11 protein-coding genes and 4 pseudogenes are annotated in these 14,566 nt (G+C 58.7%); 7 read left to right on the top strand and 8 right to left on the bottom strand.

From position 1 onward, the window contains the following. Positions 1-4 precede the first annotated feature (4 nt). The 6 genes and pseudogenes from MUN84_RS13470 to MUN84_RS13445 all read left to right on the top strand — a co-directional run bounded on the left by MUN84_RS13470 (position 5) and on the right by MUN84_RS13445 (position 5,832). A complete protein-coding gene (locus MUN84_RS13470) occupies positions 5-1,702 on the top strand; it encodes a TonB-dependent receptor (RefSeq protein WP_317239217.1) in 1,698 nt (565 codons plus the stop codon). Between the two features lie 265 nt (positions 1,703-1,967). Beyond that, a pseudogene (locus MUN84_RS13465) lies at positions 1,968-2,794 on the top strand (cation diffusion facilitator family transporter). Positions 2,795-3,061: 267 nt separating this feature from the next. Then, positions 3,062-4,314, top strand: a pseudogene (locus MUN84_RS13460) (MFS transporter). Between the two features lie 91 nt (positions 4,315-4,405). Then, on the top strand, positions 4,406-4,783 hold the full coding sequence (locus MUN84_RS13455; protein WP_244694545.1) for a hypothetical protein: 378 nt from the start codon (positions 4,406-4,408) through the stop codon (positions 4,781-4,783). A 196-nt stretch (positions 4,784-4,979) separates the two neighbouring features. Next, on the top strand, positions 4,980-5,432 hold the full coding sequence (locus tag MUN84_RS13450) for a DUF6526 family protein (protein WP_244694544.1): 453 nt from the start codon (positions 4,980-4,982) through the stop codon (positions 5,430-5,432). A gap of 97 nt (positions 5,433-5,529) precedes the next feature. Then, complete coding sequence (locus MUN84_RS13445; RefSeq protein WP_244694543.1) at positions 5,530-5,832, top strand: DUF4286 family protein; 303 nt, start codon at positions 5,530-5,532, stop codon at positions 5,830-5,832. Positions 5,833-6,092: 260 nt separating this feature from the next. Here the strand turns inward: MUN84_RS13445 and MUN84_RS13440 are convergent. The 8 genes and pseudogenes from MUN84_RS13440 to MUN84_RS13415 all read right to left on the bottom strand — a co-directional run bounded on the left by MUN84_RS13440 (position 6,093) and on the right by MUN84_RS13415 (position 11,734). Further along, a pseudogene (locus MUN84_RS13440) lies at positions 6,093-6,576 on the bottom strand (GNAT family N-acetyltransferase). Between the two features lie 133 nt (positions 6,577-6,709). Further along, complete coding sequence (locus MUN84_RS13435) at positions 6,710-6,943, bottom strand: hypothetical protein (RefSeq protein ID WP_244694542.1); 234 nt, start codon at positions 6,941-6,943, stop codon at positions 6,710-6,712. Positions 6,944-7,258: 315 nt separating this feature from the next. Beyond that, positions 7,259-7,795, bottom strand: coding sequence for a prolyl oligopeptidase family serine peptidase (locus MUN84_RS13430; RefSeq protein WP_244698893.1), 537 nt, complete (start codon positions 7,793-7,795; stop codon positions 7,259-7,261). A 252-nt stretch (positions 7,796-8,047) separates the two neighbouring features. Beyond that, positions 8,048-8,358, bottom strand: a pseudogene (locus tag MUN84_RS23045) (S9 family peptidase); the annotation flags it as partial. Between the two features lie 5 nt (positions 8,359-8,363). Further along, positions 8,364-8,759 carry a hypothetical protein gene (locus MUN84_RS23040; RefSeq protein ID WP_262920524.1) on the bottom strand — a complete coding sequence of 132 codons (396 nt, stop codon included), beginning with the start codon at positions 8,757-8,759 and terminating at the stop codon, positions 8,364-8,366. Continuing rightward, complete coding sequence (locus MUN84_RS23035; RefSeq protein WP_262920523.1) at positions 8,747-9,349, bottom strand: hypothetical protein; 603 nt, start codon at positions 9,347-9,349, stop codon at positions 8,747-8,749. Before MUN84_RS23035 ends, MUN84_RS23040 begins: the two co-directional genes overlap by 13 nt. Positions 9,350-9,629: 280 nt before the next feature. Beyond that, positions 9,630-10,133 (bottom strand): hypothetical protein, encoded by a 504-nt coding sequence (locus MUN84_RS13420; protein ID WP_244694541.1) that lies wholly within the window; start codon positions 10,131-10,133, stop codon positions 9,630-9,632. Between the two features lie 140 nt (positions 10,134-10,273). Further along, a complete protein-coding gene (locus tag MUN84_RS13415) occupies positions 10,274-11,734 on the bottom strand; it encodes a hypothetical protein (RefSeq protein WP_244694540.1) in 1,461 nt (486 codons plus the stop codon). A 320-nt stretch (positions 11,735-12,054) separates the two neighbouring features. Here MUN84_RS13415 and MUN84_RS13410 point away from each other — a divergent pair, with 320 nt between their 5' ends. Then, positions 12,055-14,559 (top strand): TonB-dependent receptor, encoded by a 2,505-nt coding sequence (locus tag MUN84_RS13410; RefSeq protein WP_244694539.1) that lies wholly within the window; start codon positions 12,055-12,057, stop codon positions 14,557-14,559. Positions 14,560-14,566 lie beyond the last annotated feature (7 nt).

Below are 14,566 nucleotides of genomic sequence, written 5' to 3'. Positions count from 1 at the left end.
CCGCATTCTGGGCTCGGTAACGGCTAACTACCAAACCAATAACTACCAGCAGGGCTACTCCGTCTGGAATGCCGGCAACCTCAACGGCTTTAACTGGCAGGTGCGCGGCTCGGGCAAGGTAGCCGCCGATTACCGCAACCGCTACGACGGCCGGGTATACAACTCGGGCTTCCGGGAGCTAAACGGCAGTGGCTACGTGGGCCTGAACAAAAGCTGGGGCTATTCCCACCTTACCGTCAGCAGCTTTAACCAAATTCTGGGACTGATTGAGGGCGAGCGGGATTCGGTATCGGGGCGGTTCCTGCGCACCAACGACCTGGGCGAAACCCAAATAGTAACGGGCAGCGGCTTTTCGGGCTACGGCTTGGATGTGCCGCGTCAGCAAATCAACCACCTACGCCTGGGCACCGACAATAACTTTATCCTGGGTCAGCACCGCCTAACGCTTAACGTGGGCTGGCAGCAAAACCTGCGGCGGGAGTTTGGCAACCCGGAAGATTATTACGAGAAGTCCCTGTTCTTTCAGCTGCGCACCGTAGACTACGCCTTGCGCTGGTTTCTGCCTGAGTTAAACGGCTGGAACTCTACGTTTGGCACCAGCGGCATGCAACAGCAAAATCAGAACAAAGGCGTGGAATTCCTGATTCCGGCCTACCGCTTGCTGGACGGGGGCGTGTTCGGCGTCACGAAGAAAACCTTTGGTAAGCTGGATATAAGCGGCGGCCTGCGCTACGATATCCGCCGTATTACCGCCGACGCGCTGTACCTGGACGCCAACGAGCAGCCCGTACCATCTGGGCAGGGCGACCAAAAATTCGAAGCCTTCCGAAGCACCTTCCGCAACGTGAGCGGCAGCGTGGGCGGCGCTTACAGCCTCAGTGACAAGCTGCTGCTGAAAGCCAACGTAGCCCGGGGGTTCCGGGCACCCAACATTGCTGAGTTGGGCTCCAATGGAAAGCACGAGGGCACGGTGCGCTACGAAATTGGGGAGCCCAACCTGAAGGCCGAAACCAGCTTCCAGCTAGACGGAGGCCTGAACTTCACCTCCGACCACGTCAGTTTTTCGGCCGATGTATTCCGCAACCGCATCAGCAACTACATCTTCCCGCGCAGCTTGGCTACCCCTAGCGGCGCCGACTCGGTTTCCCTGGAAGGTGACCGGGTATTCCGCTACGGCCAGGGCGACGCGCGCCTGGCGGGCGGCGAGGTCAGCGTGGATTTGCACCCCCACCCGCTGGATTGGCTGCACTTTGAAAACTCCTTTTCCATGGTGCGGGCCGTGCAGTTCGACCAGCCGGAGGGCCAGCGCAACTTGCCCTTTATTCCGGCCGATCGGCTGCAGTCGGAGTTGCGGGTGAATTTCAGGAAGGTTGGTAACTCGCGCCTGCATAACCTGTACGCCCGGGGCACAGTGGAGCATAATTTCGCCCAAAACCGCATCTTCTCGGCCTTTGACACGGAAACGCCTACCCCTGGTTACACCCTGGTAAATGCCGGGCTGGGAGCGGACATCGTGTCGGCCAAGGACCGCACGCTATTCTCGCTGTACGTGGCGGCTAACAACCTTTTCGATGTGGCCTACCAAAACCACCTGAGCCGCCTGAAGTATACGGCCGTCAACTATACCACTGGCCGGCAGGGCGTGTTTAACATGGGGCGTACCCTGAGCGTGAAGCTGGTGGTGCCGCTGAGCTTTAAGTAGCCTACCTTGAACTACAGCCAGCACCCGGCTTGTTTTCCAGATCCGCGGCAGAAATAGCGTATTTTTAGCAGGATAGAAATACGCTATTTCTGCCGCCGGCTTTTGGTACCGTTGCCACTTAGTACGGTCCGTTCCTTTTGTCATTCCAGTTTTTATGGCGCACCACCATCACGGCCACGACCACGCGCATCACCACCATGGCCCGCCCGCGGACGGCAACTTCGGGCCGGCTTTTGCTGGGGGTATTGCGCTGAACCTGCTGTTTGTGGCCGGCGAGGCGGCGGGAGGCTTGTGGGCCAACTCCTCCGCCTTACTTTCCGACGCGGGCCATAATCTGTCGGATGTGCTAAGCCTGGCCTTGGCGTGGGGGCGGCGCTGCTGGCTAAGCGGCGTGCCACGGAGCGCTACACTTACGGTTACAAGGGCGCTACCATTCAGGCGGCGCTGCTCAATGCTGCCCTGTTGTACTTGGCCCTGGGCTTCATTCTCTGGGATACTATCGACCATCTGCGCAGTCCCGCACCGGTCAATAGTACCGTGGTAATGGCGCTGGCTGGGCTGGGCATCCTGGTTAATGGCTTCACGGCCTGGCTGTTCCGGCGCGGGCAAAAGGGCGACGTGAATGTACGCGGGGCCTATCTGCACATGCTCACTGATATGCTCGTGTCGGTGGGGGTAGTAGTGGGCGGGGCGCTGGTGTACGTTACGGGTTGGCTTTGGCTCGACCCGGTTATCAGCTTCCTGATTCTGACCGTGGTAGGTGTGGGTTCCTGGGGCCTGCTGCGCGAAACGGTACAGCTCGGGCTACAGGCAGCCCCCGCCGATATTGACGTGGCCGCCGTCCGGCGTTTTCTGCTGGCCCGGCCTGGGGTGCGTAGCCTCCACGACCTGCACATTTGGCCCCTCAGCACCCAGGATACGGCCCTCACGGCCCACCTGGTGCGCCCCGGCGGCCAGAACGGCAACCTTTTCCTGCGCGAGCTGCAGCACGATTTACTCCATGAATTTAACATCAGCCACTGCACCATACAGCTCGAAGACGACCTTCCCCTCATGGGCGCCCACGGCTGCTGCGATGAGCAGGTAGCGTAAGACGTGTTCGAGTTTCCGTGGTGGGTGCAACGGAATAAATAGAAGAAGCAGCCAGGAAATACAACCCCTCATGTCATGCTTCGCTATGCTGTGCACGACGTTCTTGTGGGTATTTACAGACTGCAATTGTTTACATAGTCTGGTTCTAAGAGGAGCAACGATACCGTTCTATAACACCTCCATACCCTACAAAGCGGTAATACGCAACCTCTGGGCATTTCACTGCCGAAAAAAACTCGTAATCTGCGGGCCCCAATTTTCTCCCGCATGCAGACGAATACTTCGCCTTCTCCTACCCCTACCCGCCCCACCGGACTGCTCAGCGCCATTGTGGTGGTGGCCGCCTTGGGCTACTTCGTGGACATCTATGACCTGATCCTGTTCAGCATCGTACGGGTACAGAGTTTGAAAGACTTGGGCATCACGGCCGCCGAAGAGCTTACCAACCAGGGTCTTTACCTGATTAACATGCAAATGGGTGGCATGCTGCTCGGCGGTATTCTGTGGGGCATTCTGGGCGACAAGCGGGGTAGGCTTTCAGTGCTATTTGGCTCCATTCTGATCTACTCCCTTGCTAATTTGGCCAACGGCTTCGTGCAAACCATTGAGCAGTACGCTTGGCTGCGCCTAATTGCCGGCATTGGGCTGGCCGGCGAGCTGGGCGCGGGCATTACGCTGGTTTCCGAAACCCTACCCAAGGAAAAGCGCGGCTACGGCACCATGATTGTGGCTACGGTGGGCGTATCGGGGGCCATGCTGGCGTACTGGGTTGGCGAGGCTCTGGGCTGGCGTAACGCTTATTTTGTGGGTGGCGGCCTGGGCCTGGCGTTGCTGGCCTTGCGGGTGGGCGTGTACGAGTCGGGCCTGTTTGAGCAGACTAAGAAAAGCGAGGTGGAGCGCGGCAACTTCCTGGCCCTGTTCACTAACCGCGCCCGGCTAGCCCGCTACGTGAAGTGCCTACTGATTGGGGTGCCACTCTGGTTTGTGGTGGGCATCCTGATTACGCTGGCTCCAGAGTTTGGCGCTGGTCTGGGCGTAACTGGCCCCGTTACGGCGGGCCTGGCCGTGTTCTGGTGCTACTTCGGCCTCGTGTTCGGCGACTTTGCCAGCGGCACTCTCAGCCAAGTACTGCGCAGTCGGAATCGGGCCTTGCAGTTGTTTCTCGTGTTCTGCGGGCTGCTGGTGGGAGTGTACTTATTTGCCCTGCGGGGAGCCTCGCCTACTGCGTTTTATACCGCCTGCTTCGTGTTGGGCATTTCCGTGGGCTTCTGGGCGCTGTTCGTGACGGTAGCGGCGGAGCAGTTCGGCACCAACCTGCGGGCTACGGTAGCAACTACGGCGCCCAACTTTGCCCGGGTTCAGTGGTGCTGCTAGTGCCGCTGTTTCAGGCCCTGCGCGGGCCGGCTGGGCTGGTGGGCAGCGCTGCCATTCTGGGCTTTGTATCCCTGCTAATTGCCTTTTGGGCCGTGAGCACCCTGCCCGAGAGCTTCGGCAAAGATTTGGACTACGTTGAGCGCTAGCCCTTTCGCACCCGCGCGTTTTCAGTAAGTGCCCGAGTTCAGGGGATTTTCGTATTAGCGGCTAGAAACTCACTTGGTTTCTTCCCCTCTTATGAAAAAGTTTCTTCTCCTTACGGCCCTTGCTACCCTGCTAGGTGGCTACGCGGCCCAGGCTCAGACGGCCCCCGACTCAACCCAAGCCCGCTTGCAGATGCAGCAGCAGCGCGCTGCCGAAGCTCAGGCTGCCCTCGACGCTCGCAAGCAGGAAGCCGCCGCAACGCGCAGCAGCGTGGAGCAAACCAAATCTCAGGTGCGGGACCAGGAAAACGCCATGCGCGAACAGAAACGGCAACTTAAAGAGCAAAAGCTGGAGCTGAAGCGCCAGCAAAGTGCAGCCAAAGAATCCCGCCGCCAGGAGTCAGCGGCCAAGCAGGCAGCCCGCGACGAAAAGCGCAAGGCCCGTGAGGCTCGCAAAGCAGCCTCCCTGTAGCCCACGCCACCACTCAGTACTGAAAACTCCGGCTCCGGTCGGAGTTTTCTTGCTTCCTGCTTTCTCTTGCCTACAGCTCCTTCCCAGCAGAACGTAGTTTTCCTATTTTGCCGGTCCTGCATGGCCCTTTGTCCCTAGGCCAAATCCGTTTTTTTACCAGTCCGACCCCTTTTTTATATCCCTAACTTCCTGTTCTATGCCTCCTGCCCAGCCTACCAAGAACACGCCCATGTATTACCCGCTGCACCACTTTGTGTTGCTGCCAGCGGCGCTGGTGTTATTGATCTACAGCGTCCGGCGCTACCTGGCCGTAGCCGGCGACGACTCCGAGATTTCACGGCTGTGGTTTACGGTAATGCTGTTAGCAGTAGTTGGTTTTGGCGCCCTAGTGATGCTGCGCCAGCACTACGCTCTTACCCTGCAAGACCGCCTTATTCGGTTAGAAGTGCGGCAGCGCTACTTCGAAATTACTGGCCAGAGCTTGCGCCCGCTGGAAGAGCAACTGCAACTCAAGCAACTGTTGTCGCTCCGCTTTGCCGGCGACGATGAGCTACCGGGCCTAGTGCAGGCGGCCATTCGTGAGAAACTATCGGCCAAGGATATTCAGGCCCGTATTCAGGCTTTTCACTTCGACCACATGCGGGTTTGATGGCTCGCACTGGATTTTTTGGCTGATTTTTGTGTTCTCCTATTCTGCTGCTATATAAAGCAGTGGCTCTTTGGCCCTTCATCAAGCCCTAACTCTCATGATTCTTTACAACGTTACGACCAGCCTCGACCCGGAAATTGCCGACCAGTGGGTGGCGTATATGCGGGATACGCACATGCCTGACGTAATGGCAACGGGCTTTTTCTTGAAAAGTCAGCTCTGCCGCCTTCTCAATGAAGAAGATAACGGCATTACCTACGCCGCCCAATATTACTGCGTAAGCCTAGAGCAACTCGAAGAGTATCAGCAACTAGCTGCTCCTGCCCTGCGCAACGAAATCGAAAAACACTTCGGCGGCCGCTACGCCTCCTTCCGCACCATGCTTGAGGTAGTAGACTAAGTGGTGAACTAGTGAGCTGGTGACATGGTAAGTTTTATGTTCACCTAGCCTAATGCTAGCCCTAGCGGGCTAGCATACCAGTAGCGCAACCGCCACCCAAACAAGCAAAGCCCTCCGCGGGATGACCACCAGCCGTTCAATGGCTAGTGTCGCCCCGCGGGGCTTTGTTCTTTTACTCATTATGCATCCCACTGATATGCCGCCTGGCGAGGCCAGCAGAACGAAAACTCACCATGTCACCACCTCACCATTTCACTAGTTCACGACCTCCGCGGGTAGGCGTGGATTTGCTCAGCGGTGAGGTTGCCGTTGTGCCATTCGGGTCGAGGTTGGCGCCTATTTTCTGGTAGAAGCCAATGGCGGGCTCATTCCACTCTAGCACCTGCCACTTCATGCGGTGGGCGCCGGTGTGGCGGGCTTCGGCCACTACGGCATCAAAGAGGCGCTTGCCAATGCCGGTACCGCGCAGCTCTTCCGTCACGACCAGGTCTTCGAGGTAAAGCATGCGGCCTTTCCAGGTAGAGTAGGCCGTGTAGTACAGGGCGATGCCGATGATGCGGCCGTCGGGCTGCTCGGCCACGAAGAACTTGAAAATAGGCTCGGGCCGAAGCCGTCGCGCTGCATGTCGGCCAGCGTGTTGGTGACTTCGTGCGGGGCGCGCTCATATTCGGCTAGTTCCTGAATCAGGGCCAGTACCTGGGGCAAATCGGGCTCTTGGCCGCGGCGGATTGTAAGCGTCGACATCGGAAGAAAGGTAAGAAGGAAAGCTGCCAGCCAAGGTAACACGGGCAGCCGTATCGTGCAGCTGCAAATGGCAACGCCCTTCCGCGGGTGGCGGAGGGGCGTTGCACGGGTAGCACAGCCGAAGCGGCAGTGCTTACATGGTGGGCTGCATTTTCTTGATATCCTCGGTGGCATTTACCGCGTTGATTTCGCGGGTAGCCTCGTTAGCAGAAGGCGTTTTACCACCCGTAGTGTCGGGAGCGGCCGGAATAGGAGGCAGTGGCGTGGTGGCTACGTCTTCATCCGATTTGATATCGGGGTTTTTGCAGGAAGTAGCGGACAGCATCAGCGAACCGGCCAGCAGACCGAACAGGAACGTTTTTTTCATATCTGAAAGCAAAAGAACAGAGGCAAGTACGGGAGTTGCGGCCGCGAAGATACGGCAAATGAGTTGCCAGTAGATAGTTGGCGTATGGAATAGTTGCTACTAAACTGGTGCCAGCGGGCGGTCATCAAGTGTCAGGGAACAGCAGGGCCAGCTACCTGCCGCCCTGCCCTCAGTGTCTGCTGGCACTTGATAACTCGCTACTAGCAGCTTATTTTTTATAGGGCTTCACGCCCATATTCTGGTAAGCAAAGGCCCAGATATCAGCCCATTCTTCAATTTGGAGCTTGGTGCTCTTACCGGCCCCGTGGCCCGCATTCACGTCAACGCGAATGAGCTGGGGCGCGAACCTTCGTTGGCAGCCTGCAAAGCGGCGGCAAACTTAAAGGAGTGAGCCGGCACTACCCGGTCGTCGTGGTCGGCGGTGGTGATGAGGGTAGCGGGATAGCTGGTGCCGGGTTTGAGGGTGTGCAGGGGCGAGAAGCGGTAGAGGTTCTGGAACTGCGCGTAGTTATCGGAGGTGCCATATTCCGGGGCCCAGTTCCAGCCAATAGTAAACTTCTGGTAGCGTAGCATATCCATCACGCCCACGGCCGGGAAGGCCACACCGCAGAGGTCGGGGCGCTGGGTCATGGTAGCACCCACCAGCAGGCCGCCGTTGGAGCCACCAGCCATGGCCAGCTTTTCGGTGCTGGTGTAGCCGGCTACTTTTAGGTACTCGGCAGCGGCAATAAAGTCGTCGAATACGTTCTGCTTATTGGGCGTCATGCCGGCTTGGTGCCAGGCCTCACCATACTCGCCCCCACCCCGCAGGTTCGGAATAGCCAGCACCCCACCGTTTTCCAGCCACAGCATGCGGGCCACGCTGAAACTCGGCGTGAGCGAGATGTTAAAGCCCCCGTAGGCGTAGAGGTAGGTCGGGTTCTGGCCGTCGAGCTTCACACCTTTTTTGTGGGTGATGAACATAGGCACCTTCGTGCCATCCTTGCTCTTGTAGAACACCTGGGTGGTCACGTAGTCCTCGGGTTTCACATCTACGGTAGGCGCGCGGAACACCGTGCTGGTGTTCGTGGCTAGGTCGTACTTGTAAATGGTATTGGGGTAGGTAAACGAAGTGAAGGCGTAGTACACCGTTTTGGAAGTGCGTCGCCCCCGAAACCCGCGGCCGTGCCAATGGCCGGCAGGGCCACATCGTGCTTGAACTCGCCCTTTTCGGTGTACACTTTCACGAGGGAGCTGGCATCCTTGAGGTAGGAAGCTACCAAGTAGCCGCCCACCTGGTCCACGCCCTCCAACTTATTCTCGGTTTCGGGCAGCACCTCTTTCCAGTTAGCTTCGTGGGGCTTTTTGGGGTCGATGAGTACGACGCGGTAGCGCGGGGCCTTGTAGTTGGTGTACACCAGCAGTTGCCCGCCCACGTTGCCTACCACCGAGTTGTTGTACTCGTAGCTGCTGATGAGGGCGTGAAGGCGTTGGCCTGCTTGGGGTCGGTCAGGTCCCGCACGGAGAGGCGGTTGCCGTCGGCTTTGCCGTCGGTGAGGTAAAGCACCAGGAACCGCTCGTCCTCGGTAGTGCCCACAGTGCGGAAGCCCAGGGGCATCTTGGGGTTTTCGTACACCAGCTTATCAGTGCTCTGGGGCTTGCCGAGCTGGTGGTAGTACACCTTGTGAAACTCGTTTTTGCCCGAAAGCTGATTTTCGCCCTTCTTCGGCGCGTCGTAGCGGCTATAGAAGAACCCATCCTTGTACCATGCCGCCCCGGACACTTTCACCCACTGCAATTCATCGGGGAGGGGCTGGCGGGTTTTCAGGTCCAGCACTTTGAGCTTCTGCCAGTCGGAGCCGCCCCAGAGGTAGCGTAGGCCAGGTACCGGTGGTCGGTGGAGAAGTAGGTGCCGGCCAGGGCAGTAGTGCCGTCCTGGGAAAACTTGTTGGGGTCGAGCAGCACGTCGGGCTGGCCTTCCTGGCCATTCTGCTGCACGTAGAGTACGGCCTGGTTTTGGAGGCCGTCGTTTTTGCTGAAGTAGAGCTGGCCGCCCTCTTCCTCGGGCACTCCAAACCGCTCGTAATTCCAGATTTTGGTGAGCCGCTCCCGGATTTTGTCGCGGAACGGAATCTGTTCCAAGTAGCCGAACGTGACCTTATTCTGCGCCTCTACCCAGGCCTTGGTTTCCGGCGAGTCGAGGTCTTCAAGCCAGCGGTACGGATCGGCTACAGTGGTACCGAAGTAATCGTCTTTGTGGTCTATTTGCTTGGTTTGCGGGTATTGCACAGCAGAGGAAGATGAGGTGACGGCTCCTTTGGCCGCGGCCGCCGAGGTAGCAGCGCCGGCTCCCGGAGCACCAGACTGGCTAGAGCGGCACGAAGCCAGCGCTGCCAGAGCTAGTACGGAAATCGTAAGTTTTTGCATGCAGAAATAGCGTGGGAGAGCCCCAAGATAACCACAGACCAGGTACCTAGCCTGTTCAGGCCCATAGTTCTGTCGGGGACAGCCTTCCCTCCCCCACCGGTTTACTCCTACTGAATCCGCCCGATTTTCGGAATCACCTGAATCAGAAAGCGTTTGTTGTCGCCCTCGCGGCGGCCACTGTAGCGGCCGGTACCATAAAAGCCACTACCCCCAATAATCAGCTCAATTCCCTTGTCTTGCCCGAAGTTCAGGCCGTTCTGCTTCCAGAGGTTGAGCAGGTTCAGGGCGCGGCGGTAGCTGAGCTGGTAGGTATTCTGTTCTTCCAGCCGGTTGCGTGGGTCGCCCCGGGGTAGCGCGCGGCCATGCCTTCCACAATCACGAGGTAGCGCACGGGCTGGTCGGTTTTGATGTTTTTGAGCACGGTGCGCAGGCGCCGACCAGCTTGCAACAAAGCTGGTTTGTAGGCCTCCTGAATTTCGTCGCGGCCGGCCTTGAATTGCACCGGTACCAGCAGTTCGTGCCGCTCGTTGGTGGGGTCGTAGCGGAAGTAGCGGCCCTCCAATTGCTGCAAGGAGCGGCGGATTTTAGTAATCTGCTCCAGCTCGGCAGCCCGCACTTTTAGCTCGCCGTTGGCCTGCTTCAGCTCCCCTTCCCGGTCCTTGAACAGCTTGAAGCTGTACACGAACAGCACCAGCATCACCACAAACAAGGACGTCATCAGGTCCACGTAGCTGGGCCAGAAGAAGTCGTTGCTTTGGCGGTTGTTGGAAGTGGAGTTGTTCATTTTTTACAAAACTGTCATCCTGAGCTGAGCGAAGGACCTTGTTACGCGTGGACGAAACCGCTTGGTGGTAACTCAGACGTGATAAGGTCCTTCGTCGCCGCTTGATGCGCGGAATGCTCAGGATGACAAACGAATATTGGTTACTGCGGCCGAACGCCGCCAAACAGCTTATCCATGAAACGCTGGAAACGGTTCTTGGAGGTAGCTTTTACCAACACGGTATTCAGGTTGGACAGTTCGGATAATAGCTTGGCTTGAATCTGGGAGTCCAGCTCGATTTTGCGCAGTAGTTCGCGCTGGGTGGCCGTGACGTCGCGGCTGAGGTCAGCTTGCTGGGTGTTGAGGTTTTGGAAGGGCTCCAGCTGTTTCAGCAGCTTCTCGAAGATGTTGTCGGCGTTGAGCTTGTCGAAGTATTGCTGCCACTTCTCGTAAGCGAGCTGGGCCTGCCGCTCGTTTTGGGCCTGGCGCTGGGTCATAATGTCGGCCAGAGAAACGCCGGCCTGGTCGATGTGCTGTTCGGCGCGGTCCTTAAGGTTGCGCAGCTCTACTTGGTGCTTCTGGAAGAAATCCAGCATGAGTTGCACCGAATTGTTATTGCCGCCAATATACTGCCCCAGGTCGTTAATACCTTTCTCGAAGCCGCGCAAGCGGTCCAGAATGCTGTTCACGCTTTGCGCCGACTGGTAGCCGTTCTGGAGCATTTCGTTGAGCCGCTGCTGGTAGCCCGTGAAGGCGGCAAACATCTCTGCCGACTCGCGCACCTTCTCAAACACCAGGATGTTGGCCGCCGCCATCTTATCGTAGCCAATGGTATCGAGCCGTTCCAGGAAGTCGCTCTGCACCCGAATGTTCTGGGTAACCTTGTCCATGAGCGGATTGAACAGCTCCACCTGCCCTACAAACTGCTGGTTAAAGGCATCCAGCACCGACTTCAGGTTGGTCAGGGAGCTGGCCATGTCGGCGTGCAGCACGGGCAGCAAGCGGGCCTGCAAGAAGGTGTAGTACTGGTTCTGGAGCCGGTCGAGCTGGTGACGGGCCTGGCGCAACACGCCGTTGCCCAGCAGCGTCAGGAGCAAACCCACGAAGGAACCCGTCATGGCAATGAGTACCCCAGTCAGGAAGGGAGTCAGCGCGTTTTCGTCGGATACGCCATTGCGGGCAATGCCCACCAACCCCAGGATTACACCCAGAAACGTGCCTAGCAGCCCTAGGTAGAGCGGCGTGGCCACGTCGGCCTGCACCTCATTGTCCAGCACCTCGCTTTGCCGCTCCGAAATGTCTTTTAGAATCCCGAAATCAGCGGCGGCGCCTTTGTTGTGGCGTAGGTAGTCGTTGGTATCAAGGAGGATAGCCTGAAACTCAGGCGAGGCGTTTTCGGCCTTGATAAGGCTAGAAGTAAAGGATTCTGGGGGCGCATCGGCGGCATAATCGGGCAGGTCGCGGCCATCGGGCAGCACAATGCGGTGGTCCACGCGCAGGGCCTCCTTGGGTGGGTACAGCTGAGCCAGCCGCAGGGCATTGGCCCGCGTCCGCAGAAACGTGCGAATCTGCAGGCCTACCACCACCGCTACCACGGCTACTTCGAGAATGATTTCAAGCATAGCGTGTAAATAACGGTATTTCGGCTTTGCTGTTCAGCAGCCGGTCTTAGGCTAGGGCTCATTTCACTGATTCCAGAAACGAAGTACTGAGGTAGACCCAGAGCATGTGGTAGGGTTTGCCGCAATTGGTGGTGCGACCTGTTCCCCTCCCTAGCCGGCCACTTGCAAGGTAGTCAGGGGTGCAATTCGGTAGTTGTTAAACGCCAGGGTGGCAGGCCGCTTATTTATTACGATTAATTCTAAATAACTATTTAGAATTAATCCATTTAATTATACTTTTGCGGCCACAACCACCCAAGCTGAACCGTACCACCCACCCTATGTTTCCCACCCCTACACTCTTACTTTGCACTACGCTGGCAGTTACGGCCCCAGCCCTGGTGCCGGCCCCAGCCAGCGCTTACGTCTTGCCCGATGCGGCTAGCCTTGAAACCGGCCGGGGCGCCACCCTCACTGGTACCGTGCTCGACCGCACCGGGCAGCCGGTAGAAGGCGTGTTAGTGAGCGTAGCTGACCGCTCGGCCCTGACCGACGCGCGCGGCGAATTTCGCCTCTATGGTCTGCCCGCCGGCGAAGTCACCGTTACCGTCACGGGCCTGAGCATCAAGCCGGTAACGCAAACAACCACCCTGCAAAACAGCCAAGCCCAAACCCTGCAGCTTACCATTGAGGAAGCCGTGCGTGAATTAGCGGGGGTGACGGTGGCCGCCAAAGCCACGCGCTATGCGCCGGAGGTGGATGGCACCACGGTAACGGCAGGCAAGAAGAATGAGGTGGTGCAGCTCAGCAAGCTCGACGCTAACCTGGTAGTGAATAGCAGCCGCCAGGTGTTTGCCAAAGTGCCCGGCATAACGGTATGGGAAAGCGACGGCTCGGGCCAGCAAATTAACGTGGCCACGCGCGGCCTCTCGCCCAACCGCTCGTGGGAGTTCAACACCCGCCAGAACGGCTACGACATTAGTTCCGACCCCTTCGGCTACCCCGAGGCCTACTACAACCCACCGCTGGAGGCCGTGGAGCGTATTCAGATTATCCGGGGCGGGGGCTCGTTGCAGTACGGGCCGCAGTTTGGCGGTCTGCTGAACTACGAGCTCAAGCGCGGCCCCCGCGACAAAAAAGTTGAGTTTGAAACCAGCAACTCGGTGGGCAACAACGGCCTATTGAGCACCTACAACTCGCTGGGCGGCACCGTGGGCAAGGTTAGCTACTTCGGTTACTACCAGCAGCGCGTGGGCGGCGGCTGGCGCGACAACTCGGAGTTCAACATCCGCAATGCCCATGCCAACGTGACGCTACAAGCTACCGATAAACTGCGTCTCGGAGCCGAAATCAGCCATCTGTACTACGTGATTCAGCAGCCGGGCGGCCTTACCGACGCGCAGTTTTACCAGGACAACGTGCGCCGCAGCAGCCGCGCCCGCAACTGGTTCAGCACCCCCTGGACCATCCCGGCCTTCACGGCCGACTACCAGTTTTCCGACCGCACCCGCCTGAGCCTGAAAACTTTTGGGCTATTGGGTGAGCGGAATTCCATTGGGCTAGCCAGCAGCGTGGGCGTGAACCAGCCCGACGCGGTAAACCCGGCCACTGGCCAGCCGGCCAACCGTCAAATTGACCGTGACCGGTACCGTAATCTGGGCGCGGAGCTACGCCTGCTCACCGACTACGGCCTGCTGGGCCAGCAGCACACGCTGGCGGCGGGCTTGCGCGGGGCCGGCGCCTACCTTACCCGCCGCCAGCTAGGCAAGGGCGACACCGGCCGCAATTTCAACCTGGACCTGCAAGCCCCGCGTTTTGGTCGGGAGCTGGACTTCCGCACTCGCAACTACGCCGCCTTCGTGGAAAACATTTTCCGCGTGGGCTCGCGCCTGACCCTGACGCCCGGCCTGCGCCTAGAGGTAATTGACAACGAAGGCCGGGGCTACCTAAGTCTGAACGCCGACGGCTCGGAAAACCGCCTAACGCAGGACTCGCGCCGCCGGGTGCTGCTTTACGGAGCCGGGGCCGAATACCGCCTCACCGACCAAACCAACCTGTACGCCAACTACTCGCGGGCCTTCCGCCCAGTAACCTTCGGCGACCTAACCCCACCCGCTACCTCCGACGTTATCGACCCAAACTTGCGTGACGCCACCGGCTACAACGCCGAGCTAGGCTACCGCGGAACCTGGGCGGACGTGCTTACCTTCGACGTAGATGCCTTTTGGCTGCACTACAACGACCGGATTGGCACCCTACGGCGGCCCGTGCCGGGTAGGGCAGCTGGTCAGACCCAGCAGTTCCGCACCAACATTGGCACGAGCGTGCACAAGGGCGTAGAGGCCTACCTAGAGCTGAACTTGATTCACGCCCTGACGCGCAACTTCCAGTTGCCCCGCCTCGATGTGTTTGTGTCGTCGGCGGTGCTGGATGCGCGCTACACGCAGCTGCGTACCACTACCCTAACGGCCGGCAACATTCAAGAGGGCGACCTGAAGGATAACCGCGTGGAATATACCCCGAAGTACACCCACCGCGTGGGGGCCACGTTTGCCTATAAGACATTCTCGACTACGGCCCAACTCACGCGCGTGGCCCAGGTGTTTACTGACGCCAACAACACAGTGGCGCCTAATGCTGCCGCTACCACCGGCCGCGTGCCCGGCTACTCTGTCACCGACGTGTCGGCTACGTACCGTTTTGCCAAGCGCTTTACCCTACGTGGTGGCGTCAATAACGTGTTCGACAAGAATTATTTCACCCGTCGCTCAGGCGGTTACCCCGGCCCCGGCCTGCTGCCAGCCGACGGCCGTACCTGGTTTGCCTCGGTGGGTCTTAAGCTCTAAGGGCTAC

It is taken from the genome of Hymenobacter sp. 5516J-16, from assembly GCF_022919335.1.
Lineage (GTDB): Bacteria > Bacteroidota > Bacteroidia > Cytophagales > Hymenobacteraceae > Hymenobacter > Hymenobacter sublimis.
The sequence above is the reverse complement of the archived record's forward strand: the minus strand, read 5'-3'. Positions and strand labels throughout refer to the sequence as shown.